Source organism: Pseudomonas grimontii, from assembly GCF_007858185.1.
In the GTDB taxonomy this organism is placed as follows: domain Bacteria; phylum Pseudomonadota; class Gammaproteobacteria; order Pseudomonadales; family Pseudomonadaceae; genus Aquipseudomonas; species Aquipseudomonas grimontii.
In genome coordinates this window covers 1-23,648 of sequence record NZ_VFES01000019.1, presented here as the reverse complement: position 1 = coordinate 23,648, position 23,648 = coordinate 1, and the positions used below count along the sequence as shown (strand labels likewise).

Sequence of the window (23,648 nt, the reverse complement as noted above, 5' to 3'; positions counted from 1 at the left end):
CGCCCCTCGGTGGCCGGTGCTCAATCCGTCACACAACCCTGGGGCTTTTTCCCGGCAAAGCTGTCCAGCAGGCTCGCCACCACCATGTCCCCCATGCGCGTGCGGGTTTGCAGCGTCGCGCTGGCGCGGTGGGGTTGCAGCACCACTTGCTCATTGGCAAAGAGCGCCTCGGGAACATTCGGCTCGTCGACAAACACGTCCAGGGCCGCCCCCGCGATCTCACCGGCGGCCAGCGCGGCCACCAGGTCCGCCTCGTTGACCAGCTTGCCGCGCGCCACGTTGATCAGGAAACCGTCCTTGCCCAATGCCTGCAACACCTGGGCGTTGATAATGGCTTCAGCCTGGTCGGCGGCAGCGGCCAGGATCAGCGCGTCGCTTTGGCTGGCCAGCTGTTTCAGGTCGGCGACAAAGGTGTGGTTCACATCGCCCATCGGTTGCAAATCGGTGTAGCTGATCGGGCAACCGAACGCAGCGGCCCGGGTGGCCACCGCACGACCGACCCGGCCCATGCCGACGATGCCGATGCGCATTCCCGAGACTTGGCGCGCCAACGGCAGCGGCGCTAAAGGTGTCGGGCTCTGTGGCCACTGGCCCGAACGCACATAGCGATCACTGGTGCACAGCCCACGGCACACGGCGATCAGCAAGCCGATGGCCAGGTCGGCGACGTCCTCGGTCAGCGCGCCGATCGTTGCGGTCACGCGGATCCCGCGATCCCGGGCATAGGCCAGGTCCACCGCATCGGTGCCCACACCATTGACCGCCACCACTTCCAATCGCGGCAGTTGGGCCATCAGCGCCTGGCTGATGCCGGTATGCCCGCCGGTGATCACCCCGCGAATGTTCGCACCGTGTTCCTGTATGTAAGCCTGCTTGTCGGCCTGCTGGAAGTAGCGCCTGACGGTAAACAATTCATCGAGCCGTGCGTTGATTTCGGGGATCAGGATCGGGCTGAGCTGCAAGACTTCTGGTTTCATTGGGAACCTCGTGTAACGGAATAAAAAGGCCGGCTTAACCGCGACCGGCAAACGGCATGGCGCTGGCCATGACGGTCATGTTCAGGACGTTCGCTTCCAGGGGCAGCGCGGCGATGTAGCGCACGGCATCGGCCACGTGTTTGACGTCGACCATCGGCTCCACGGCGATGGTGCCGTTGGCCTGGCGTACGCCTTTGGTCATGCGCACCGACATCTCGGTCAAGGCGTTGCCGATGTCGATCTGGCTGCAGGCAATGTTGAATTCACGCCCGTCCAGGGCCAGGGATTTGGTCAGTCCCAACACCGCATGTTTGCTGGCGGTATAGGCGCTGCTGAACGGCCGTGGGGTATGCGCTGAAATCGAGCCGTTATTGATGATGCGCCCACCCTGTGGCTGTTGATGGCGCATCAGCCCGAAGGCGCCACGCGCGCAGAGGAAAACGCCGTTGAGGTTGGTGTCGATCACGTTGCGCCACTGCTCGAACGTCAGTTCATCCAGCGGCACGGCAGGGGCGTTGACCCCGGCGTTGTTGAACACCACATCGAGACGTCCGTACACCTCGGCAATGGTTGCAAACAGCGCGTCGACACTGGCCGGGTCGCGCACATCCGTGGGGACGGCCAAGGCTTCGTGGCCCTCGCTGGCCGCCAACTCGGCCAATGCCTGCAACGGTTCCGGCCGGCGCCCGGCCAGCACCAGGGTGAAACCGTCCGCCATCAAGCCCAGGGCCACGGCGCGGCCGATTCCGCTGCCGGCGCCGGTGACCAGGGCCACCTTCAAAAGATTCGACATGGTGTTATCTCCTTTTTCCGTTCACGGGTAGGTGTGCCGGGTTCAAGCGCGCTGGCCGACACGCATTTCGAGTTGGCCGATGCCGTCGATCCCGGCGTTGATGAGATCGCCCGGTTGCAGCACATCGACGCCCGCCGGGCTGCCGGTCATGATCAGGTCACCGGCCCGCAGCGACACCGACTGCGAGATGCGGCTGATGATCTCGCTGACCGACCAGATCTGGCTGTCGAGGCTGTCACGCTGGCGCTCCTGGCCATTGACGTTGAGCCACAACTCGCCGCTCGGGTGCCCTGCGTGGGTCACCGGCACAATGGCGGTCATGGGCGCGGCACCGTCGAACACCTTGGCGCCTTCCCAAGGCAGGCCCTGGCTTTTGGCTACGCGCTGCACATCGCGGCGGGTCAGGTCCAGGCCGACGGCATAGCCCCACACATACGCCAGTGCCTGGCTCTCCGGGATATGAGTGCCGCCCTCACCGATGGCCACGACCAATTCGATTTCGTGGGCAAATTCTTCAGTCAACGGCGGGAACTGCACTTCACCCGTTGCATCCACCACACTGCTCGCCGGTTTCATAAAGAACACCGGCGGCTGGCGGGACTGGCCTTGGGTATCCGGCCAAGGGTAGTTGCGGCCGACGCAAAATACCCGGCCGACGGGAAAGCGCTGCTGGCGACCGGCGACCGGCAAGGTCACGGGAAGATCGGGGGTAAACACGTACTCAGTCATGGTCATTTTTATCAGTGTCCTGTTGGAAGCAGCAGCCTACGGCGGCATTCGTGGATGAAGTTGGACGATTGCGGCCTGGTGTTGGAGAAAAACATGTTTTTGACTCAGCGCACCTTGAGTTCGATGCGGAACAAGCGGCCGAGCAGCAACGAGTAAGACAAGGTGCCAATCAGCGCGACACCGCCGATAAACCAGAACGCGTAGGCAAACGAGCCTGTCGCGTGAACGATGCCGCCAATCACGATCGGGGTGACGATCCCGCCGATATTGGCGGCCAGGCTGGTGATCCCGCCGGTCAGGCCGATCAGCTCTTTGGGTGCCACTTCCGATACGGCGGCCCACGACGACGACGCGATGCCCTGGGCGAAGAAGGCAATGGTCAGTACCGCGATGCAGATCACGTTCGAGTCGGTGAAATTGACCAGCACAATCGACATGCCCAGCATCGAGCCAACCACCAACGGCAACTTGCGCGCGAAGGACATTGAGTAACCACGGCGTATCAGCAAGTCGGAAACGATGCCGGCCAATAGAATGCCGACGGTAGCGCCCACGAACGGTAGTACCGCGAAGATCCCGGCCTTGATCATGGTCAGCTTGCGTTCTTCGATCAGGTACGTTGGGAACCAGGTCAGGAAGAAGTACAGCGCCGAGGTGCTGGCGAACTTGCCGATGCAAATCGCCCAGATCTGCCGGTAGCGGAACAGCTCGGCGATCTGCCGCCAATTGAAACGGGTGCGCTCCTGGCTGCTCTTGACCAGCCCGCCACCGGCTTCGATGTACTTTAATTCTTCCTGGCTGACGCGCTTGCAGTTCAACGGGTCGCGGTACAGGTACAGCCAGGCCACGCCGAACACGATGCCGAGCAACCCGGTGCTGTAGAACACATGGCGCCAGTCATAAGTGGTGGCCAGCCAGAGCAGCAGGCCGGTAAACAGGGCCGTGCCCAGGTACTGGCCGCACACATAGATGCTGCTGGCCACGCCGCGTTCGCGGGCCGGGAACCACACCGTCACTGCCCGGCTGTTAGCCGGAAACGCCGGTGCTTCCATGGCGCCGACGGCCAGGCGCAAGCCGAATAACGAGGCAAACCCGGTGGCGAAGCCCTGGCATACGGTCACGGTTGACCAACTGATCAGTGACACGCCGTAGGTGAGCCGGGAGCCGAAGCGATCGGCAACAAAACCTGCGGGCACCAGGGCGAGGGCATAAGTCCAGGCAAATGCGGAGAAAATCAGGCCCATTTCAATCTTGTCCAGGCCCAGGTCCTTGGCCATGAACGGTGCTGCAATCGAGATGTTCACACGGTCGATGTAATTGATGATGGTTGCAATCAGCAGCAACGACAGCATGAACCAGCGACGCCGGGTCGGCAGCCGCTGGGACAGGACGGCGTCCTGTACGCCGGCACTCACCGACGGCGCGGTGGACGGGGAGAGGTGCGAGTTCGACATGGGTAGACCTTTTTATTATCAGGTGAATCGTGAAGTTCGCGCGCAGCCGAAGCCGATGCCCCCCGTGTCGGGGCAGAGCAATCGCTGCATTAATGAGAGGCGCGGACAGCCGCTGTCAGATGCTCAGAGAGACCTTCGCACGGGCCGGGCCGGGGGAGGGGGGATAGGGCAAAAAAGCAGGTTCATGGGGTGCGCACCTTTTGATTGTTTTTGGAAGGTTCGGGCTGCATGGGTGATTACAGTGGTCGTACAACATTCCAAAATCAACGCGTGCGTTAGATCGTTTTTTCTTTATGAAAAGGCCTTGAATGCAGGAGTCCAAGAAAAAACGCATCAACTTGTTGGGTTATAAACTCCCGATTTTTTCAATAATTTATTGTTTTTTAAGGATTAATTATTTTCTGGTGCGTACGGTTTTTTTGGACAGAGAAAATCGCAAACGCAGGTGAAAATAATCCGTCACCTCTGGCTGTTATCCGATGACATGTTGAAGCTGCGCCGGTCCGCCTGCACAATCGCCCTGACCATGTACCTGTCGAGGAGCCTCAGGCAATGTCATCACCCAGTCGAGTCCCCACTTACGTCATGCAGCAACGCAGCGAGTTGACCGACTTTTACATCCGCGACAAAAAGGGCCGCCGCGCAGAAACCAGCCCCCACCGTCATGAGTACTTCCAGATCCAGGTCAACCTGGGTGGCGACACCGTGCAGCACATCGGCAATGCCGAACGACCCTTTCCACGCAATGCACTGGCTTTCATCCTGCCGCATCGGGTGCATGTGATCCCCCATCCGGCAGACAGCAACTTCATTGTGATCAATTTCTCCCAGACCTTCCTGCTACCGCATTTGCAGTGCGACCCGATGGATCTGGAGGAAGTCTCTATCCTGCTGGCGCCCGAGTTGTCACCGTTCCGCTTCCAGGAGCATCTGGATTTCATTCTGGGCGATGAGGACTTCGGCATCGTCTGTGGCGTGATCGAACAGATGCGTGCCCTGGATGAAAACCGCCAGTTTGGCACTCGCGAGATGCTCAAGGGTTTGCTGCTGCAATTGATTGGACGCGTGTGCGCGCTGTATGCCGAACCGCTCAAGCGCTTGGCCGAAGAGAATGCCGCCGAGGTCAGTCGGCGCGATGCACTGAGCAGAATGTCTGAATACCTGCGCAAGAATATTGCAGACCCCGACCTCAACCTGATCAAGGTGGCGGCGGCGACTTACCTGTCACCGACCTACTTGACGCATTGGTTGCGCAAGGAAATCGGCAAGACCTTTACGGAATTGGTGCTTGAGCGCCGGATGCACGCGGCCCGTAATTATTTGCTCAATGGCACACGACCGGTGGGTGAGGTGGCCAGGTTGTGCGGTTTTGCCGACGAGGCGTATTTCTCCCGACGTTTTCGCCAGATACACGGCCAGCCGCCCGGGCAATTCAGGCGCCAGCAACTCAACCCTGACACGCCGCAATCACCCACCGGCACCTGAGTCGGCACGCGCGGTCAGTCCGCCCATCCGTCACGCACGGCGCTGCGAATCCCCTCCAGCAGCATCGCGAACGCCGGGTTGTCATTGTTCTCGCGCCAGATCAGGTGCAGTTCACTCTGTGCGCCTTCGCCCAGGTCGATATCGCGAAACACCACGTTCTTGAACACCACACTGCTGGCGCAACGCGGTACCAAGGCCAATCCCATGCCAGCGTTGACCAGGGCCAGGATGGTCAGGGACGAGCCCAGCCACTGCACGTATTCAGGGGCGACACGCGCCGAACGCAGCAGGCCGGTGAGCAGTTCGTTGAACGGCGGGTAGGCCGAATGGGCGTACATCAGGAACGGCTGGGCATCGAGGTCCTGGACGCTGACGTTCTCGGCGCTGGCCAGTCGATGGCTGCTCGGCACTGCCAGCACGAAGGGCTCGCGCACCAGGCATTCAGTGGCATAACCCGGCTCCAGCAGCGGCGCGCGGACGATGCCCAGGTCGATGCGGCGCGCACGCAGGGCTTCGTATTGCTGGTAGGTGTTCATCTCCGAGAGGTCGATCTTGACCTGGGGCTGCTTGAGCCGCGCCTCGGCAATGACCCTGGGCAAAAACTCATACACCGCGCTGCCGACGAAACTGATATTCACCGTACCAATGTCGCCCTCGGCAAAACGTCGCGCGGTCACGGCCGCCTGCTGGGCCCGCTCCAGCAGGTTCTGGGCCTCGATAAAAAACGCGCGGCCGGCGGCGGTGAGGGCAACGCTGCGGGTGGTGCGGGTAAACAGTTCCACGCCGAGGTGATGCTCCAGCAATTGGATCTGTCGGCTCAGGGGCGGCTGGGTCATGTTCAGGCGTTCAGCGGCGCGGCGAAAATTCAGCTCGGTGGCCACGGTGGTGAAGCAGCGCAGTTGCGTCAGTTCGAACATTGATCTAATCCAGGTATCAATCGAATGCCAAGTTAGATTAGACGGGAACAATCCCTGGCGTCCATCATCGGTGCGTCCCTAAAAAAACAATGATTGGGAGTTGCCCTTGGATACCGTCCAGAATCCGCCCGACCCGAGCGTGCTCGCCCGCGCAGCCGCCAAGGTCAAGCGTCATGTACTGCCGTTGTTCGTGGTGATGTTCATCGTCAACTACATTGACCGGGTCAATATCGGCTTTGTGCGCAGCCATATGGAGACCGACCTGGGCATTGGCGCCGCTGCCTATGGCCTGGGTGCCGGGCTGTTCTTCATCGGTTACGCGATCTTCGAAGTGCCGTCCAACCTGCTGCTGCAGCGCTACGGCGCACGGGCCTGGTTGACGCGCATCATGTTCACCTGGGGCGCGGCCGCGATGGCCATGGCCTTTGTCAAAGGCGAGACCAGTTTTTATATCCTGCGCTTCGTGCTTGGCGCTGCCGAAGCCGGTTTTTTCCCCGGCATCATCTACTACTTCACCCAATGGTTGCCGGCCGCCGAGCGGGGCAAGGCGATGGCGATTTTCCTCAGTGGTTCGGCCATTGCCTCGGTGATTTCCGGGCCGGTGTCGGGGGCGTTGCTCAACGTCAGCGGCTTGAGCTTGCATGGCTGGCAGTGGATGTTCCTGATCGAGGGCTTTGCCTCCATCGTATTGTGCGGGTTTGTGTGGTTCTGGTTGCAGTCTCACCCCCATGAGGCCAAGTGGCTCAGCGACGAAGAAAAACACGCGCTGGTGACGGCCATCGCGCTTGAGCAAACGGCGCGCGAAGCCACCCAGAGCGTGCGGCCGTCGATGTTCAAGCTGCTGGCCGACAAGCAGATCGCGCTGTTCTGCTTTATCTACTTTTCCATCGCCCTGACCATCTACGGCGCCACGTTCTGGCTGCCAAGCATGATCAAGAAAATGGGCAACCTGGGCGACTTCCAGGTGGGGTTGTTCAACTCGATCCCGTGGTTGATTTCCATCGTCGCCATGTACGGTTTTGCCGCCCTGGCCAGCAAGTGGAAACACCAGCAGGCGTGGGTGGCGCTGATGCTGGTGATCGCCGCCGTCGGCATGTTCATGTCCACCACCGGTGGGCCGGTGTTTGCGTTTGTCGCCATCTGTTTTGCCGCGATTGGCTTCAAGGCTGCCTCGGCACTGTTCTGGCCGATTCCCCAGGGTTACCTGGATGCGCGCGTCGCGGCGGCGGTGATTGCCTTGATCAATTCGGTCGGCAACCTCGGCGGGTTTGTTGCACCCACCACCTTCGGCCTGCTGGAGCAGACCACCGGTTCGATTGAAGGCGGGCTCTACGGCCTGGCCGCGACATCGCTGGTGGCCGCGGTGGTGGTGTTTTTTGCGCGCACCGCACCACGGCCCGGTGTGCCCCCCACCTCCACACCAACGACTCATCATCACGCCTTGCGTCCAGGCCCACAGGGAGCCGCCTCTTGAAAATCGTCCGCGTTACCGTCACCCCCATCGCGTTTCGCGACCCGCCGCTGCTCAACGCCAGCGGGATCCACGAAGCCTTCGCGCTGCGCTCGATCATCGAAATCGAGAGCGACACCGGCTACATCGGCCTTGGCGAAAGCTACGGTGATGCCCCGGCGCTGGCGATCCAGCAACAGGTCAAGGACCAACTGATCGGCCTCGATCCGTTCAACCTCAACCAACTGCGCGCCATCGTGCAGGCCACCGTGGCGGCGCACAAACCTGCGAGCATTGCCGGTGCCGAACTGGCCCCCGGCTCCCATGCGAGCAAGGCGGTGAGCAATGCCTATTCGGCCTTTGAGGTGGCGTTTCTCGACCTGCAGGCGCACTCGCTGAATGTGCCGCTGGTGGACCTGCTGGGCGGCGCGATCCGCGACCAGATCCCCTTCAGCGCCTACCTGTTTTTCAAGTACGCCGAGCACATCGACTCGCCCTATAAGCCCGACAGTTGGGGCGAAGCCCTCAACGAAGTACAGATCGTCGCCCAGGCGCGGCGGATGATCGAAACCTATGGCTTCAAAAGCATCAAGCTCAAGGCTGGTGCGCTGGATCCGGAGCATGAAGTGGCGTGCATCAAGGCCTTGAAAAAAGCCTTCCCTGGCGTGCCGCTGCGCATCGACCCGAATGGCAACTGGTCTCTGGAAACCTCGATCCGCATGGCCGAATTGCTCGGCGATGACTTGCAGTATTACGAAGACCCGACCCCCGGCCTGGAAGGCATGGCCGAGTTGCATAAACGCACCGGCTTGCCCCTGGCGACCAACATGGTGGTCACCGATTTTGACGAGTTCCGCCGCAGCGTGGCCCTGAACAGCGTGCAGATCGTACTCGCCGACCATCATTACTGGGGCGGCCTGCGCGACACCCAGGTATTGGCAAAGATGTGCCAGACCTTTGGCCTGGGCGTGTCGATGCACTCCAACTCACACCTCGGCATCAGCCTGATGGCCATGGCCCACGTGGCCGCGTCGGTGCCCAACCTCGACTATGCCTGCGACACTCACTACCCGTGGCAGGAACCGGACGAAGAAGTGATCAAGGGCGGCAAACTGCCGATCGTCGATGGCTGCGTGAAGATCACCCGCGCACCGGGGCTGGGCCTGGAGCTGGACCATGACCAACTGGGCAAGCTGCATGACCAATACCTCACCTGTGGCATTCGCCAGCGCGACGACGTGAAGCAGATGCAGCGCTATCAACCGGATTGGAAGACCGTCAAACCGCGTTTCTGAAGCTGGTCGCTTCGTTTTGCCCGGCGATGCCTGGAAAGGCCGCCGGGCTTTTTTTCAGCTGAAATCGTCCTCGAAGTGCTCGTGCTCACCGCGCGTCTCGCTCTGGCGTCGCACCACCTCCATCTGCCGCAGCTCCACCCGGCGAATCTTGCCGGAAATGGTCTTGGGCAATTCGCTGACAAACTCGATCCGCCGCACCCGCTTGTATGGCGCCAGGTGCTCACGGGCGAAGGCGAGGATGTGCGCGGCCAATTCGGCGCTGCCGGGGGCGTCATGGGCCAATATCAGGAAGGCTTTCGGCACCGCCAGGCGCAACGGATCTGGGCTGGGCACCACGGCCACTTCCATCACCGCCGGGTGTTCGATCAGGGCGCTCTCCAGCTCGAAGGGGCTGATGCGATAGTCGGAGGCCTTGAACACGTCGTCGGCGCGCCCCACGAAGGTGATGTAGCCGTCGGCGTCGATCTGCGCGGTGTCGCCGGTGCGGTAGTAACCGTCGCGCATCACCTCGGCGGTTTTCTCCGGGCTGTCTTCGTAGCAGAGCATCAGGCCCAGTGGGCGTATATCCAGCGGCAGGGCGACTTCACCCTCGGTGCCCGGCACGCCGTCGGCGTCCAGCAGGGTCACTTTGTAGCCCGGCAATGGGCGCCCCATGGACCCTGGCTTGAGCAACTGGCCCGGGGTGTTGCCCACCAATGCGGTGGTTTCCGACTGGCCGAAGCCGTCGCGCAGCGGCAGGCCCCAGGCTTGTTGGATCTGCTCGATGATCTCCGGGTTCAGTGGCTCACCGGCGCCCACCAGTTCGCGCAGGTTCAGGCGCGTTTTGTAGCTGGCCAGGTCTTCCTGGATCAACATGCGCCACACCGTGGGCGGGGCGCACAGGCTGGTCACCCGATACTTCTCCAGCGCGCCGAGCAACGCCTGGGCACTGAACCGCGCGACGTTATGGATAAAGATGCAGGCGCCGGCATTCCACGGCGCGAACAGGCAGCTCCAGGCATGCTTGGCCCAGCCCGGTGATGAGATGTTCAGGTGCAGGTCGCCGGGTTGCAGGCCGATCCAGTACATGGTCGACAGATGGCCGACCGGATAGCTCTGGTGGCTGTGCAGCACCATCTTCGGTTTTGAGGTGGTGCCAGAGGTGAAATACAGCAGCATCGGGTCCGTGGCCAAGGTACGGCCCTCGGCCTCGAACCGCTCGGGGTATTCAAAGGCGGCGCTGTGCGCGACCCAGCCAATAGGCGCCGCCCCCACGCAGACGCGGCTGCAACCCTCACCCAGGTCGTCGAACTTGGCAACATGCGCCTCGCCGACCACCAGGTGGCGTACCTGGCCCCGCTCGATGCGGTCGTGCAGGTCAACCGGGTTGAGCAGGGCGGTGGCGGGGATCACCACGGCGCCGAGCTTGAAGGCCGCCAGCATGGTTTCCCACAGTGCCACATCGTTGCCGAGCATCAGCAGCACGCGCTCGCCACGGCGTACGCCGAGGGCACGCAGGTGGTTGGCGACCTGATTGGAGTGCGCGGCCAGTTGCTGGAAGCTGTAGCGTTGCTCGCTGCCGTCCTCTTCGACGATCCACAGCGCGTCGGCGGCATTGCCCTCGGCCATGGCATCGAAGTAATCCAGGGCCCAATTGAACGTGTCCAGTTGCGGCCAGCGGAAGTCGCGGGCAGCGGTGGCGTAGTCGGTGCGATGCGCGAGCAGAAAATCCCGGGCAGCCAGGAAGGACTGGGTCATGGTCGGTGTCCTTAATTATTGTTGTGGGGACTGACCTCCTCGGGTGCACCGAGAGGCTGGACCGAGTATAGGCACGCATAAATAAGAGCAAAACGCTCAAAAACACCGGAGCGTTGTGCAAAAAAGTCATGGGTGCAGTGCCTCAAACTACGAACCGAAATCCACCCGACAACTTGCCCTTCAAATAACCCACCAACGCACTCACCGACTTCGGTACATGGGGCGAGTACGGCCGGATCAGGTAGATTTCATCGGCAAACGCGCCCTTGAGTGTCCAGCCCTTGAGCACCTGCACCAGCTTGCCGCTGGCCAGTGCGGTGTGGGCGCTGAAGTCTGGGAGCAGGGCGATGCCCAAGTGGTTGAGCGCCGAGTCGCGCAGGGCTTCGCTGTTGTTGGTGGCGAAGCTGCCGGCGATGGGCACGGTGAGGCGTTCCACGGTTTTGTTGCCGCGCTCGAATGTCCACGCGGGCTGGTCGGTGCCGCGCGGGTAGAACAGGCAGTTGTGCGCGGACAGGTCGCCGGGTTCGCGCGGTTCGCCGTGGCGTTGCAGGTAATCACGGGTGGCGACCAGCACCGAGCCGGTGTCGCAGAGTTTCCATGCCACGTGGGTTTCCGGCACCTGGAAGCCATGCCGCACGGCCAGGTCGTAGCCTTCGGCCGCCAGTGAACTCAGCGCATCCGACACATCCAGCTGGATGCGCACCTGCGGGTACTGCTGCAGGAATTCCGACAAGTGCGGCACCAGTTGTTGCCGGGCGAATGCTACCGGCGCGGTCAAGCGCACCAGGCCTCGAATTTCCCCGGTGGAATCGCGCACCGACGAGAAACTGCGCGCGATTTGCTCATAGGCACCGCGCACTTCACGGGTCAGCGACAGTCCGGCGTCGGTCAGCCGCACACTGCGCGTGGTGCGCGTCACCAGCCGCGTGCCGGTGGCTTTCTCCAGGTCGGAAATGCGCTGGCTGACCGCAGATTTACTCACCCCCAGGCGCGCGGCGGCGGCGGTGTAGGTGCCGTGTTCTTCCAGCACTGACAGCCAGTGGATGTGGGTCCACAGGCCTTCGATCTCGGATTTTTCCATGTGTCTATTGTTCGCTTATAAGGACAATCAGTTCTGGATTCTGCTCTAGTTTGGAACAAATCGAAAGCCTATCGTATGTCCCAACGCAACCCACCTGGATCGACTGCCATGACGACAACAATCGAGCACTACATCAACGACCAGCGCGTAAGCCGCGATGATCGCTATCAGGACGTCTACAACCCGGCCACCGGCGAAGTGACCGGCCGCGTCGCACTGGCCAGCAGCCAGACCGTGTCCGAAGCCGTCGCCGCTGCCCAGGCCGCCTTTGCCGGTTGGGCCGACACCCCGCCCATCCGCCGCGCCCGCGTGCTGTTCGAATACCTGCACCTGCTGCGCGAGCGCAAGGACGACCTGGCGCGCATCATCGTCGCTGAACATGGCAAGGTCTTCACCGATGCCCAGGGCGAAGTCGACCGTGGCATCGACATTCTCGAATTCGCCTGCGGCATCCCCAACCTGCTCAAGGGCGAGCATTCCGACCAGGTCTCCCGTGGCATGGACAACTGGACGATGCGCCAACCCCTGGGCGTCGTGGCCGGCGTCACGCCGTTCAACTTCCCGGTGATGGTGCCCATGTGGATGTACCCGATCGCCATCGCGGCGGGCAACACCTTCATCCTCAAGCCAAGCCCGACCGATCCAAGTGCTTCGTTGTTCATGGCCGAGTTGCTGCGTGAAGCCGGCCTGCCCAAAGGCGTGTTCAACGTGGTGCAGGGCGACAAGGAATCGGTGGACGCACTGATCGCCCACCCGGACGTCAAGGCCGTGAGCTTCGTCGGCTCCACGCCGATTGCGCAGTACATCTACGAAACCGGTGCGCGCAACGGCAAGCGCGTGCAAGGCCTGGGCGGCGCGAAGAACCACATGGTGGTGATGCCCGACGCAGATATCGAAAAAACCGTCGACGCCTTGATGGGCGCCGCCTACGGCAGTGCCGGCGAACGCTGCATGGCCATCTCCGTAGCGGTGCTGGTCGGCGATGTCGGTGACAAAGTCATCGCCGCCCTGACCGAACGCGCCAAGCACCTGCGCATCACCGACGGCCGCGACCTCAAGGCCGAGATGGGCCCGATTGTGTCCCGCGCGGCACTGGAGCGCATCAGCGGCTACATCGAGCAAGGCGTGCAGGCCGGCGCACAACTGCTGCTCGACGGGCGTGACTATGTACCTACCGAAGCCGGCCTGGAAAACGGCTTCTGGCTCGGCGCGACCTTGTTCGACCACGTGACCAAAGAGATGAGCATCTACCGCGAAGAAATCTTCGGCCCGGTGCTGGCCTGCGTGCGCGTGAATGACTTTGCCGAAGCGGTGAAGCTGGTCAACGACCACGAATTCGGCAACGGCGTCAGCTGCTTTACCCGCGACGGCAACATTGCCCGCGAGTTTGCCCGACGTATCGAAGTGGGCATGGTCGGCATCAACGTGCCGATCCCGGTGCCGATGGCCTGGCACGGGTTTGGTGGCTGGAAGAAGAGCCTGTTCGGCGACATGCATGCCTACGGCACTGAGGGGGTGCGCTTCTACACCAAGCAGAAATCGATCATGCAGCGTTGGTCGGAGAGCATCGAGCAGGGCGCGGAGTTTGCGATGCCGGTGTCCAAATAACGCTTGGAAGAACACTGCAAGGAAAATGTGGGAGGGGGCTTGCTCCCGATGAGCATGGGTATCTACACAATTTTCAGTGGTCTGTGGTGAGGGAGCTTGTTTCCGTGGCGGCCCAAAGGCCGCCACGAAAGCAAGCCACAGACCGCTGAAAGTTGTGTAGATACCTATGCCCCGATGAGGGGGTGTCAGTTGATACATTTGTGGCTGACCCACCGCCATCGGGGGCAAGTCGAATCGTCGCACCGCCCCTCCCACATTTTTTTTGACCGCGTAAGGGTTGACGATTTAGCGAATCAAGAATACTGTACATAAACACAGTGTTTAAGCGCTGACCAACCAAACCCGGCAACCTCAGCCATGCCAAACACCGTGTGTAAGTTAATGGATTAACTTAATGCCCAGGCTCGTTATACCGAGCCGTTTTTTATTGATAGAGAGGGAACTCATGTCGTACCCAGAAAGCAAACTCACCGGCTTGACCGGTTTCGCCCTCGCGGCAAAAGTCAGTGGCGGCTGGTCCGGCCCTGTGGTCAGTATCACCACCCTGGATCAACTCAAGGCCAATATTGGCGACACCACCCCACGGGTATTGGTGATCAACAGTAATATCTCGGCGTCGAGCCTGACCAAAGTCAACTTGGGCGCCAACAAGACCTTGATCGGTTCGTTCCAGAACCGTACTTTGGAGAATATTCACCTGCGTGCAACCGCGCAGTCGCAGAACATTATTCTGCAGAATATTATCTTCAAGCATTCGGCGAGTATTAAGGCCAATGACGATATTCAGGTCTATCTGAACTACGGCAGCAAATACTGGATTGACCATTGCTCTTTTGTCGGGCACAGCTGGTCCACCACTGACGGCAGTGAAGACAAACTGCTGTATATCGGTGAAAAGGCTGATTATGCCACCATCAGCAACTGCTTCTTTGGCAGCCACAAGTACGGGCTGATCTTCGGTCACCCGGCAGATGATAATAAGGCAGAGTTCAACGGTTATCCGCGCCTGACGGTGTGCCATAACCGCTTCGACAATATGGAAGTGCGTGCGCCCGGCTTGATGCGTTACGGTTATTTCCATGTGTATAACAACTACATCAATAACTTCCACCTCGGTTTTACCCTGGCGCAGAACGCCAATATCCTGTCTGAAAGCAACTATTTTGGCGAAGGCAGCCAAAACAAAGGCATGTTGGATGATAAGGGTACCGGTACTTTTACTGATACTAACAGTGTGCCGCCGATCACCAACCAGAAGTCGCCCAAAGCACAATGGACGGCCAGTTCCAACTACGCCTATACCTTGAAGACGGCGGCGCAAGCCAAGGACTTCACACAGAAGAATGCCGGGGCACAAGCGGCGGCGCTGGTATTCGTTAGTTGATTAGCTAGCTTTCTATTGAGCTGTCATTTATTGCAAGTGCCACTGTATTTATATCAAGGATATAAATACAGTGATGGCCTTTGTAGTATAAATAATTCTTCATGTTGCGATAAGCGAGTGCCCATGTTAAACCTTGGTGCGCACTTGCAGAGCCAACTATCTCTTGCTCTTTCAGTCAGTATTAAGTTGCTGGCTGCCAGGTGCTATTTAATCTTCGCTTATCACTTAAGCGTTAGCAAAAGGACATCATCATGAAACATGCGAATCACACACCCACTCGCTGGACACGGGCCGATGCGCTGAAAGTTAATGAGAATGACCCGACGACTACCCAGCCGTTAGTGAGTCCTGACTTTCCTGTCATGAGTGACACGGTCTTTATCTGGGACACCATGCCATTGCGTGAACTGGATGGCACAGTGGTATCGGTGAATGGCTGGTCAGTGATCTTCACCCTGACCGCCGACCGTCGCCCCCATGACCCACAATTCATCAACGCCGATGGCCGTTACGACATCAAGCGCGACTGGGAAGACCGCCATGGTCACGCGCGGATCTGCTACTGGTACTCGCGCACCGGCAAGGACTGGATCTTCGGCGGCCGTGTCATGGCCGAAGGGGTGTCGCCGACCACCCGTGAATGGGCGGGCACACCGATCCTGTTGAATAACAACGGCGACATCGACCTGTACTACACCTGCGTCACACCGGGTGCCACGATTGCCAAAGTCAGGGGCCAGGTTGTCACGTCGGACACCGGTGTCACCCTCCAGGGCTTTGATCAGGTCAAGTCGTTGTTCGAGGCCGACGGCACCTACTACCAAACCGAAGCGCAGAATGCGACCTGGAACTTTCGCGATCCCAGCCCCTTTATCGATCCCGTCGATGGCAAGTTGTACATGGTGTTCGAAGGCAATGTTGCCGGCGAGCGCGGGACTCACGAAGTGGGCCCGAATGAAATAGGCCTGGTGCCACCAGGGCATGAAGATGTGGGCGGTGCGCGTTATCAGGTGGGCTGTATTGGCATCGCGGTTGCCAAAGACCTCAACGGTGACGAGTGGGAGATTTTGCCGCCGCTGGTGACTGCCGTCGGGGTGAACGACCAGACCGAACGGCCGCACTATGTGTTCCAGGACAACAAGTACTACCTGTTCACCATCAGCCACAAATTTACCTATGCGGATGGCGTGACGGGGCCGGATGGCGTCTATGGGTTCGTCAGCGATCAGCTGTTCGGCCCCTATACGCTGATGAATGCGTCGGGGCTGGTACTTGGCAATCCGCCTTCGCAGCCGTTCCAGACGTACTCTCACTGCGTGATGCCCAACGGCCTGGTGACGTCGTTTATCGACAGCGTGCCCACCACCGGCGATGACTACCGCATCGGCGGCACTGAAGCGCCGACGGTCAGGATCGTGTTGAAGGGCGCTCGCTCGTTTGTGCAGGAGGCTTACGACTACGGTTACATTCCGGCGATGCGGGATGTGGTGTTGAGCCAGTAAACGCAGTGCAAAAGCCAGCCTGATTCATCAGGTGTAAATCGATCCAAATGTGGGAGGGGGATTGCCCCCGATGGCGGAGTGTCAGTCACTGTAGATGTCGACTGATCCACCGCCATCGGGAGCAAGCCCCCTCCCACATTTTTTTGACCGCGTTTGAGCCTGTCTTCAACGCTCAAGTCCCAGCCCACCAAGCCGATACAGGCACTAGCACCACGAGCGATCCCGAACTCGTAGGTGCACGCCTGGTCGTCGCCCAGGTCAACGAATAAAAATCAAAAGGGGTGGCCATGACCATATTGCAACGTGTGATCGGCGGATTTGCGGTGTTGGTGCTGTTATTGCTGATCATGGCGGGGATCAGCTATCAGAACACGCAGTCCATCAGCAGTCGCTTGACCATTATCACCGGCCAGTCGGCCCCCTTGAGCCGCGCGGCCAGTGAGCTCTACGTGCATATCCTGCGCGCCAACCAGGCGTTGCTGGCCATTCAGATCAGCACCGACCCCAAGCAGATCGAGGACGGCAAGCCACCGTTTACCGAGAGCATCGCCCAGTTCAATCAATTGCTCGACAGCACGGTTGCCTATACCGGCGAGCATGAGGCGCTGCGGACAAACCTGGCGCAGCAGCGCCAACAGGTAGCGGCCTACGCCGAACAGGCGCAGGCGTTGATGACGTCCCACTTGCAACATGTGCAGCAGTTGGCGCTGACGCGCAAACTGCAAGGCTACAGCAGTGCGCAGGCGATGCAGCTGACCAGCTATTTGCGTGATTACATTGCGCATGCGCGCAGTGTCGACGAACCGCAACAGGTGGCCGCAGCGGAGAAGCTGCTGTTGGAAGTCAACAAATCCTACGATGGCTTCGCGGCTCATACCGTCACGCCCGCCATTGATAAATTACAGCGCGTGCTCAATCTGCAGGACGAAGTGATCAGCACCCGCGCCCAGGCCCTGACGGCGATTGACCCGAGGGTCGGGCGGATCGCCGGCGTCATGGTCAATCGCCTGCTGACTGACCTGACCGCCCCTGACGGCCTGTTCCAGGCTTATCAGGTGGAGGCGAAACTGGCCGCGCAGGTGCAGCAGCAGCGCAATGCGGTGGATGCGGCGCTGAAAACCACCCTGGAGAGGATTGGCGAGTTCGGCAGCCAGTCCCTGGAGGTCGCCAACCAGGCCAGTCAGTCGGCCAATGCCACCATCGGCACCAGTCGCAGCTTGCTGTTGATCGCATGTGTGCTTGCGGTGCTGGCGGCGGTGTTGATTGGTACGTGGGTCGCCTTCAGCCTGCGGCGTCCGCTGGCGGCGTTTCGCGAAGTGCTCAAGACGCTCACTGCGGGGGACATGCGGGTCAGTTTCGATGTCAGCCGTAAAGACGAGTTCGGTGAGTTGGGCGGTTACCTGAACGAACTGACCACGGCCCTGCGCAAAACCTTCCGTGAATTGATCGGCTCTGCCGATGCGCTGGCCGTGACGGCCGGGAGCAACGCCTTGAACAGCGAGCAGACCACCCGTGTGGTGGATGAGCAGAAGGACCGCTTGCAATCGGCAGCCTCGGCCATGACGCAGATGGAAAGCACGGTCGAAGAGGTGGCCCGGCGCGCGCAGGACACCCGCCAGGCCGTGGACGACACCAGTGAACTCACGCACAAGGTGCAGGCGCGCGTGGCCGAGACCATCGTCAATATCCGCCAGCAGGCCGACCAGGTGAACAAGGCCACGCAGGTGACCGATGAGTTGCAGAAGTACGGGCAGAATATCGAGGGCATTGTTGTCGCTATTCGCACCATCGCCGAACAGACCAACCTGCTCGCCCTGAATGCGGCGATCGAAGCGGCCCGTGCCGGTGAGCAGGGACGCGGTTTTGCGGTAGTGGCCGATGAAGTGCGCTCCCTGGCCAGCCGTACCCAGACCTCGACCAGCGAAATCCAGGACATGATCGGGCTCATGCAGGAAAAGATTCACTCGGTGGTGCACGTGATGAACGAAAGCCAGGCGCAGTCCACCCAGTGCGTGTCCCTGGCCTCGGGCGCGGGTGACTTGCTGCTGTCGATGAGCGACTCGGTCGACAGTATCCGCGACATGAATATCCAGATCGCCGCTGCCACCGAGGAGCAGAGCGCCACGGTGCAGGAAACCAGTCGGATGGTCATCCAGATCAACGATTCGGCCCAGCAGACGGCAAATGGCGCCGAGCAGTCCGCCATCAGCAGCCACGAGCTGTCGGACATGGCCAAGGTGCAGCGCGAGCTGCTCCATCATTTCAGCGTTTGAGCCGCGGGAGTCAGAACATGAAAGCATGGTTAATGCTCGCCTTGGGGGCGACGCTGTTCATTCCGGCCCCAGCCCAGGCCGATACGCCCTTGCTGGGTGTGGGCATGGCAAAGTACGACGATAACTTCCAGACCCTGCTGCGCAATGGGGTGCAGCAACAGGCCAGTGTCATGAACGTCGACATCTTTATGGAGAACGGGCAGGACAGCGTGGATTTGCAGATGCGCCAATTCCGCAACCTGGTCAATTCCAAGGTGGACGCGATCATCGTCGCGATGGTGGACGGCAAAAGTGCGGCGCAGATGATGCAGCTGGCCTCGGACGCCAAAATCCCGCTGGTCTTCGTCAACCGCAATCCGAGCCCGGAAAAGTGGCCGGCGCAGACCGCGTTTGTTGGTTCCAACGAGCTGGAGTCGGGCACTTTGCAGATGGAAGAGCTGGCGCGTCGCGCCGGTTACAAGGGCAACGTGGTGATTCTGGTGGGCGACCCGGCCAACGCGTCCTCGTTGATGCGCACCGAGGACGTGGAAAAAGTCGTCGCCAAATACCCCGATATGAAAGTCGTACAGAAAAAAGTCGGTAACTGGGAGCGTAGCCAGGCCGCCACGATTGTCATTGACTGGGTCAAGCAGGGCGTCGATTTTTCGATCATCGCGGCCAATAACGATGAAATGGCGATCGGCGCGATCATGGGCCTGGAAAAGGCCGGAAAGCAGGCCAAGGACTATTGGGTCGGCGGCATCGATGGCACCCCGGACGGGTTGAAATTGATGGCTGAGGGTAAGATGGCGGTCAGCGTGTTCCAGGATGCCGCCGGCCAGGCCGGTGGCGCCGTGGACACCGCGCTACGCCTGGTTCGCGGCGAGGTGCTGGAGTCGACGGTGGTGTGGGTGCCGTTCAAGTTGATCACGCCGGAGAATCGGCAGGCGTTTGAATAGGACTGCCCACCTCGCTCCAACCTTGGAATGCAGTCAAATGTGGGAGGGGGCTTGCTCCCGATAGCGGTGAGTCAGCCAGCTTATCTGTAGCTGACCCACCGCTATCGGGGGCAAGCCCCCTCCCACAGGGTTATGGGGTGTTAGTGAGAACGGGCGTCAGCGCCGCCCCGTGCGCGTACTCACATCGACCCACACCGCCAATACCAGGATGCTGCCCTTCACAATCATCTGCCAGTAACTGTCCACGTCCAGCATCGACATGCCGTTATCCAGGCTGGTGATCACCAACGCCCCGAGCAACGCGCCATACACCGTGCCCGAGCCGCCGCGCATCGACGTACCACCAATAAAGCACGCCGCGATGGCGTCGAGTTCACCCATGTTGCCCGCAGACGGTGAACCGGCAGCCAGGCGCGCGGTATTGACCAGGCCGGCGAGGGCGCACATCACGCCCATGATGCCGAAGATCCACAGTTTCACCGCCTGCACGTTGATGCCTGAAAGGCGCGTGGCTTCCATGTTGCTGCCTACGGCGTACACGCGGCGGCCGAACACGGTCTGGCTGGTGACGTAGCTGAACACGCCGAGCAGTACCAGCAACAGCAGCACCGGTACGGGGATGCCGTCGTAGCTGTTGAGGGTGGTGACGAACCCGGCGAGCACCGCGCCGATCACCCCCACGCGCAGCACATCGCGCATCAGGGCGTGCGGTGCCAAGCCATGCAGCGCGCGGTTGCGCCGTTGTTTCCAGGTCAAAAACAGGGTCAGGGCAAACAGCAAGACCCCAAGGCCGATCCCCACCGCATGCGGCAAATACCCCTGGCCTACATACACCAGCGACGGCGACACCGGCGCGATGGTGGTGCCGCCGGTGATCCCCAGCAGAATCCCGCGAAACGCCAGCATGCCGCCGAGGCCAACGATAAACGACGGAATGCGCAGGTAAGCCGTCATATAGCCGTTGGCCAAGCCGATCATCAGGCCGCACAACGCCACCAGGCTGAGGTTGGCCAGCAGCGGGATGTGATAGACCACGTCCAGGATCGCTGCGAGCCCGCCCAATAATCCCAGCAACGAACCCACCGACAAATCGATCTCGCCGCTGATGATCACCAGCACCATGCCGCACGCCAGGATGCCGGTGATCGACATCTGCCGCAGCAGGTTGGACAGGTTGCGCGGGGTGAGGAAGCCGCCCTCGGTCTGCCAGCTGAAAAACAGCCAGATAAACGCCACGGCGATCACCAGGGCGAGCATTTTATAGCGAGTGAACAGCTGTTTGACCTGATTCATCTACGCGGTTTTCCGATTGTTATTATTTTGGCTGAGCGCGGCGGCGAGCACCTGTTCCTGGGTGAGCCCCTCGTTGATGAAGTCGCCACGCAACTGGCCGTCGCCGATCACCAGCACGCGGTTGGACACTCCGAGCACTTCGGCCAGCTCCGACGAAACCATGATGATCGACACGCCTTCGGCCGCCAGCGCGCCCATCAGTTTGTAGATCTCATACTTGGCGCCCACATCCACCCCGCGCGTGGGCTCGTCGAGGATCAGCACCTTGGGCTTGGCCATCAGCATTTTCGCCAGCACGGCCTTTTGCTGATTGCCACCGGACAGGCTGGTGATCGGCAGGAACGGGCTGGCCGTCTTGAGGTGCATGCGCGCGATCTGCTGGTCGATGCTGCCCAGTTCGGCCTCGGCATCGATGCGGGTCAGGTGGGCGTAGGTGTCGAGCACCGCCAACGTGATGTTCTGGCCCACGCCCAGGTCGGGAATGATGCCCTGGCGCTTGCGGTCCTCGGGCACCATGCACAGCCCGGCGCGGATCGATTTGAGCGGCGTGCGCGTGTCGATCAGCTGGCCGTCGAGCCACACCTCGGCGCTGTAGCGGCCGGGGTAGGCGCCGAACAATGCCGACACCAGCTCCGTGCGCCCGGCGCCCACCAGCCCGGCAATGCCGAGGATTTCGCCGCGCTTGAGCACGAAGGAAATATCGTCGACGCGCTTGCGCTTGGGGTTGTCGACGTCATAGCAGGTGACATTGCGCGCTTCGAAAATCACCTCGCCGATGGCATGGGGCTCGGTGGGGTAGAGGTTGCTCATTTCCCTTCCGACCATCTGCGTGATGATCTGCGCGATGTCCATGTCGGCCATGGCGGTGGTCGCGATGTGCTTGCCATCGCGGATCACTGCGATGGTGTCGCACACGGCCGCGACTTCATCAAGCTTGTGGGAGATGTACACGCAGGCCACACCTTTGGCCTTGAGGCCGCGGATGATGTCGAGCAACACCTCGATTTCCGAGCGGGTCAGGGCCGAGGAGGGTTCGTCGAGAATCAGCAGGCGCGCCTGTTTGTTCAGGGCCTTGGCGATTTCCACCAGTTGCTGGTAGCCGCCGCCGTACTGCGACACCGGCAGCGCGACGTTCATGTCCGGCACCTTGAGCTCGCGCATCAACGCTTCGGCGCGGTGCAGCATCGCCGGGTAGTTCATGCGCCCGCCGGGCAAGGTCAGCTCGTGGCCCATGAAGATGTTCTCGGCCACCGACAGGTCGGGCACCAGGGTCAGTTCCTGGTGAATGATGACGATGCCGGCGGCCTCGGTTTCACTGATGGACTGAGCCCTGAGCGGTTGCCCATCCCAGAGGATTTCCCCCTCCCAGGTGCCGTGGGGGTAGACCGCCGACAGCACCTTCATCAGGGTGGATTTACCGGCACCGTTCTCGCCGCACAGGCCGACACATTCCCCCGGCCTCACCTTGATGTCGATGCCGTTCAGCGCGTTGACACCGCCAAAGGTTTTGACGATGCCGTTCATTTGCAGCAGGTAGTCGGCCATGGCGGTCACTGCCCGCCGATCTGCTCTTTGGTATAGAACCCGTCCTTTTCCAACAGGTCGATATTGGCCTTGGTCAGCGGGGTCGGGGTGAGCAGGATGGTGTCGACTTTCTTGCTGCCATTGTCGTACTGCGAGCTGTAGGTGGGCTTCTCGTTACGCGCCAGCTGCACCGAGAGCTTGGCGGCTTCGGTGGCGATCAGCTTGAGCGGCTTATACACAGTCATGGTCTGGGTACCGTCGATCACGCGCTTGACGGCGGCGAGGTCGGCGTCCTGACCCGAGATCGGCACCTTGCCCGCCAGCTTCTGCGCGGCCAGGGCCTGGATCGCGCCGCCGGCGGTGGCATCGTTGGAGGCGACGATGGCGTCGATTTTGTTGTTGTTCCGGGTCAGGGCGTTTTCGACGATGCTCAGGGCTTCGGTGGGGTTCCATTCCTTGACCCACTGCTGGCCGACAACCTTGATGTCGCCCTTGTCGATGGCCGGTTGCAGCACCTTCATCTGACCTTCGCGCAGCACCTTGGCGTTGTTATCGGTAGGCGCGCCGCCGAGCAGGAAGTAATTGCCCTTGGGCGCCGCTTGCAACACACCGCTGGCCTGCATCTCGCCGACTTTTTCGTTATCGAAGGAGATGTACGCATCGATGTCCGCGTTGAGAATCAGGCGGTCATAGGACACCACCTTGATCCCGGCTTTCTTGGCTTCGGCGACGGCATTGGTCAGCACGGTGGCGTTGAACGGCACGATGACGATCACATCGACGCCCCGGGAAATCAGGTTTTCAATCTGGGAGATCTGCTTCTGCTCGTTGGCATCGGCGGACTGCACAAAGACCTTGGCATCGAGTTTTTCCGCAGCGGCGACGAAGTAGTCACGGTCACGGGACCAGCGTTCCAGGCGCAGGTCGTCGATGGAAAAACCGATTTTCGGGTGGGCGGAATCGGCCATCACCGGCAGTGCGAGCAGGGCCAGGGCGGTGGCGAGCAGGGTACGTTTGAATGACTTCATGGTGGTGCGTCCTTTTATTGTTGTTGGAAAGACACTGGGTGAAGACTCTAGGCGAACACTGTAATTGTGGCTAACCGGGTGTTGTGGCTAACCGGGCTTTTGTGGCGAGCGGGCTTGTTGTGGCGAGCGGGCTTGCCCCGCGTTGGGCTGCGAAGCGGCCCCAAACCCAGGCACCTCGGT

General features: G+C 60.8%; 18 protein-coding genes and 1 pseudogene. 9 read left to right on the top strand and 10 right to left on the bottom strand.

The features are described 5' to 3' along the window. Positions 1 to 20: 20 nt before the first annotated feature. The 4 genes from FIV39_RS25110 to FIV39_RS25095 form a co-directional block, all read right to left on the bottom strand. The gene (locus tag FIV39_RS25110) at positions 21 to 977 is read right to left on the bottom strand and encodes a 2-hydroxyacid dehydrogenase (RefSeq protein ID WP_090402476.1); all 957 of its coding nucleotides are present in this window, start codon (positions 975 to 977) and stop codon (positions 21 to 23) included. A gap of 34 nt (positions 978 to 1,011) precedes the next feature. Continuing rightward, on the bottom strand, positions 1,012 to 1,770 hold the full coding sequence (locus FIV39_RS25105; protein WP_090402478.1) for an SDR family oxidoreductase: 759 nt from the start codon (positions 1,768 to 1,770) through the stop codon (positions 1,012 to 1,014). Between the two features lie 42 nt (positions 1,771 to 1,812). Continuing rightward, on the bottom strand, positions 1,813 to 2,505 hold the full coding sequence (locus tag FIV39_RS25100; protein ID WP_090402480.1) for a fumarylacetoacetate hydrolase family protein: 693 nt from the start codon (positions 2,503 to 2,505) through the stop codon (positions 1,813 to 1,815). Positions 2,506 to 2,603: 98 nt separating this feature from the next. Continuing rightward, on the bottom strand, positions 2,604 to 3,953 hold the full coding sequence (locus FIV39_RS25095; protein WP_090402482.1) for an MFS transporter: 1,350 nt from the start codon (positions 3,951 to 3,953) through the stop codon (positions 2,604 to 2,606). Between the two features lie 552 nt (positions 3,954 to 4,505). On the opposite strand from FIV39_RS25095, the gene FIV39_RS25090 reads away from it, so the two are divergent. Next, the gene (locus FIV39_RS25090) at positions 4,506 to 5,438 is read left to right on the top strand and encodes a helix-turn-helix transcriptional regulator (RefSeq protein WP_090402485.1); all 933 of its coding nucleotides are present in this window, start codon (positions 4,506 to 4,508) and stop codon (positions 5,436 to 5,438) included. 14 nt (positions 5,439 to 5,452) lie between these two features. Here FIV39_RS25090 and FIV39_RS25085 read toward each other — a convergent pair whose 3' ends face one another. Next, positions 5,453 to 6,355, bottom strand: a complete 903-nt coding sequence (locus FIV39_RS25085) for a LysR substrate-binding domain-containing protein (protein ID WP_090402487.1) — start codon at positions 6,353 to 6,355, stop codon at positions 5,453 to 5,455. 106 nt (positions 6,356 to 6,461) lie between these two features. Between FIV39_RS25085 and FIV39_RS25080 the strand changes: the two genes are divergently transcribed. Further along, positions 6,462 to 7,829, top strand: a complete 1,368-nt coding sequence (locus FIV39_RS25080) for an MFS transporter (RefSeq protein ID WP_090409890.1) — start codon at positions 6,462 to 6,464, stop codon at positions 7,827 to 7,829. Continuing rightward, complete coding sequence (locus tag FIV39_RS25075; protein WP_090402490.1) at positions 7,826 to 9,100, top strand: glucarate dehydratase family protein; 1,275 nt, start codon at positions 7,826 to 7,828, stop codon at positions 9,098 to 9,100. Before FIV39_RS25080 ends, FIV39_RS25075 begins: the two co-directional genes overlap by 4 nt. 54 nt (positions 9,101 to 9,154) lie before the next feature. Here the strand turns inward: FIV39_RS25075 and FIV39_RS25070 are convergent, their stop codons facing one another. After that, complete coding sequence (locus FIV39_RS25070) at positions 9,155 to 10,837, bottom strand: AMP-binding protein (RefSeq protein WP_090402492.1); 1,683 nt, start codon at positions 10,835 to 10,837, stop codon at positions 9,155 to 9,157. A 142-nt stretch (positions 10,838 to 10,979) separates the two neighbouring features. Further along, on the bottom strand, positions 10,980 to 11,918 hold the full coding sequence (locus FIV39_RS25065; protein ID WP_090402494.1) for a LysR family transcriptional regulator: 939 nt from the start codon (positions 11,916 to 11,918) through the stop codon (positions 10,980 to 10,982). Between the two features lie 108 nt (positions 11,919 to 12,026). Between FIV39_RS25065 and FIV39_RS25060 the strand changes: the two genes are divergently transcribed. The 6 genes and pseudogenes from FIV39_RS25060 to FIV39_RS25040 all read left to right on the top strand — a co-directional run bounded on the left by FIV39_RS25060 (position 12,027) and on the right by FIV39_RS25040 (position 19,623). Then, the gene (locus tag FIV39_RS25060) at positions 12,027 to 13,526 is read left to right on the top strand and encodes a CoA-acylating methylmalonate-semialdehyde dehydrogenase (RefSeq protein ID WP_090402496.1); all 1,500 of its coding nucleotides are present in this window, start codon (positions 12,027 to 12,029) and stop codon (positions 13,524 to 13,526) included. A gap of 394 nt (positions 13,527 to 13,920) precedes the next feature. Continuing rightward, on the top strand, positions 13,921 to 14,910 hold the full coding sequence (locus FIV39_RS25055) for a pectate lyase family protein (protein WP_244176271.1): 990 nt from the start codon (positions 13,921 to 13,923) through the stop codon (positions 14,908 to 14,910). Positions 14,911 to 15,161: 251 nt separating this feature from the next. Continuing rightward, entirely contained in the window at positions 15,162 to 16,412 is a 1,251-nt protein-coding gene (locus FIV39_RS25050; protein ID WP_090402500.1) for a glycoside hydrolase family 68 protein, read from the top strand. 287 nt (positions 16,413 to 16,699) lie between these two features. Further along, positions 16,700 to 17,827, top strand: a pseudogene (locus FIV39_RS34030) (HAMP domain-containing protein); the annotation flags it as partial. A 144-nt stretch (positions 17,828 to 17,971) separates the two neighbouring features. Beyond that, positions 17,972 to 18,685: a methyl-accepting chemotaxis protein gene (locus FIV39_RS34025; RefSeq protein ID WP_390620716.1), complete on the top strand. Its 714-nt coding sequence runs from the start codon at positions 17,972 to 17,974 to the stop codon at positions 18,683 to 18,685. Between the two features lie 17 nt (positions 18,686 to 18,702). Further along, positions 18,703 to 19,623, top strand: coding sequence for a substrate-binding domain-containing protein (locus FIV39_RS25040; RefSeq protein WP_090402505.1), 921 nt, complete (start codon positions 18,703 to 18,705; stop codon positions 19,621 to 19,623). A 156-nt stretch (positions 19,624 to 19,779) separates the two neighbouring features. Here the strand turns inward: FIV39_RS25040 and FIV39_RS25035 are convergent, their stop codons facing one another. Genes FIV39_RS25035 through xylF form a run of 3 tightly spaced genes read right to left on the bottom strand, consistent with a single transcriptional unit; the run spans position 19,780 to position 23,468 of the window. Further along, positions 19,780 to 20,916, bottom strand: coding sequence for a sugar ABC transporter permease (locus tag FIV39_RS25035; RefSeq protein WP_090402507.1), 1,137 nt, complete (start codon positions 20,914 to 20,916; stop codon positions 19,780 to 19,782). Beyond that, on the bottom strand, positions 20,917 to 22,461 hold the full coding sequence (xylG, locus tag FIV39_RS25030) for a D-xylose ABC transporter ATP-binding protein (protein WP_186731559.1): 1,545 nt from the start codon (positions 22,459 to 22,461) through the stop codon (positions 20,917 to 20,919). Positions 22,462 to 22,466: 5 nt separating this feature from the next. Next, the gene (gene xylF / locus FIV39_RS25025; RefSeq protein ID WP_090402512.1) at positions 22,467 to 23,468 is read right to left on the bottom strand and encodes a D-xylose ABC transporter substrate-binding protein; all 1,002 of its coding nucleotides are present in this window, start codon (positions 23,466 to 23,468) and stop codon (positions 22,467 to 22,469) included. Positions 23,469 to 23,648: the final 180 nt, after the last annotated feature.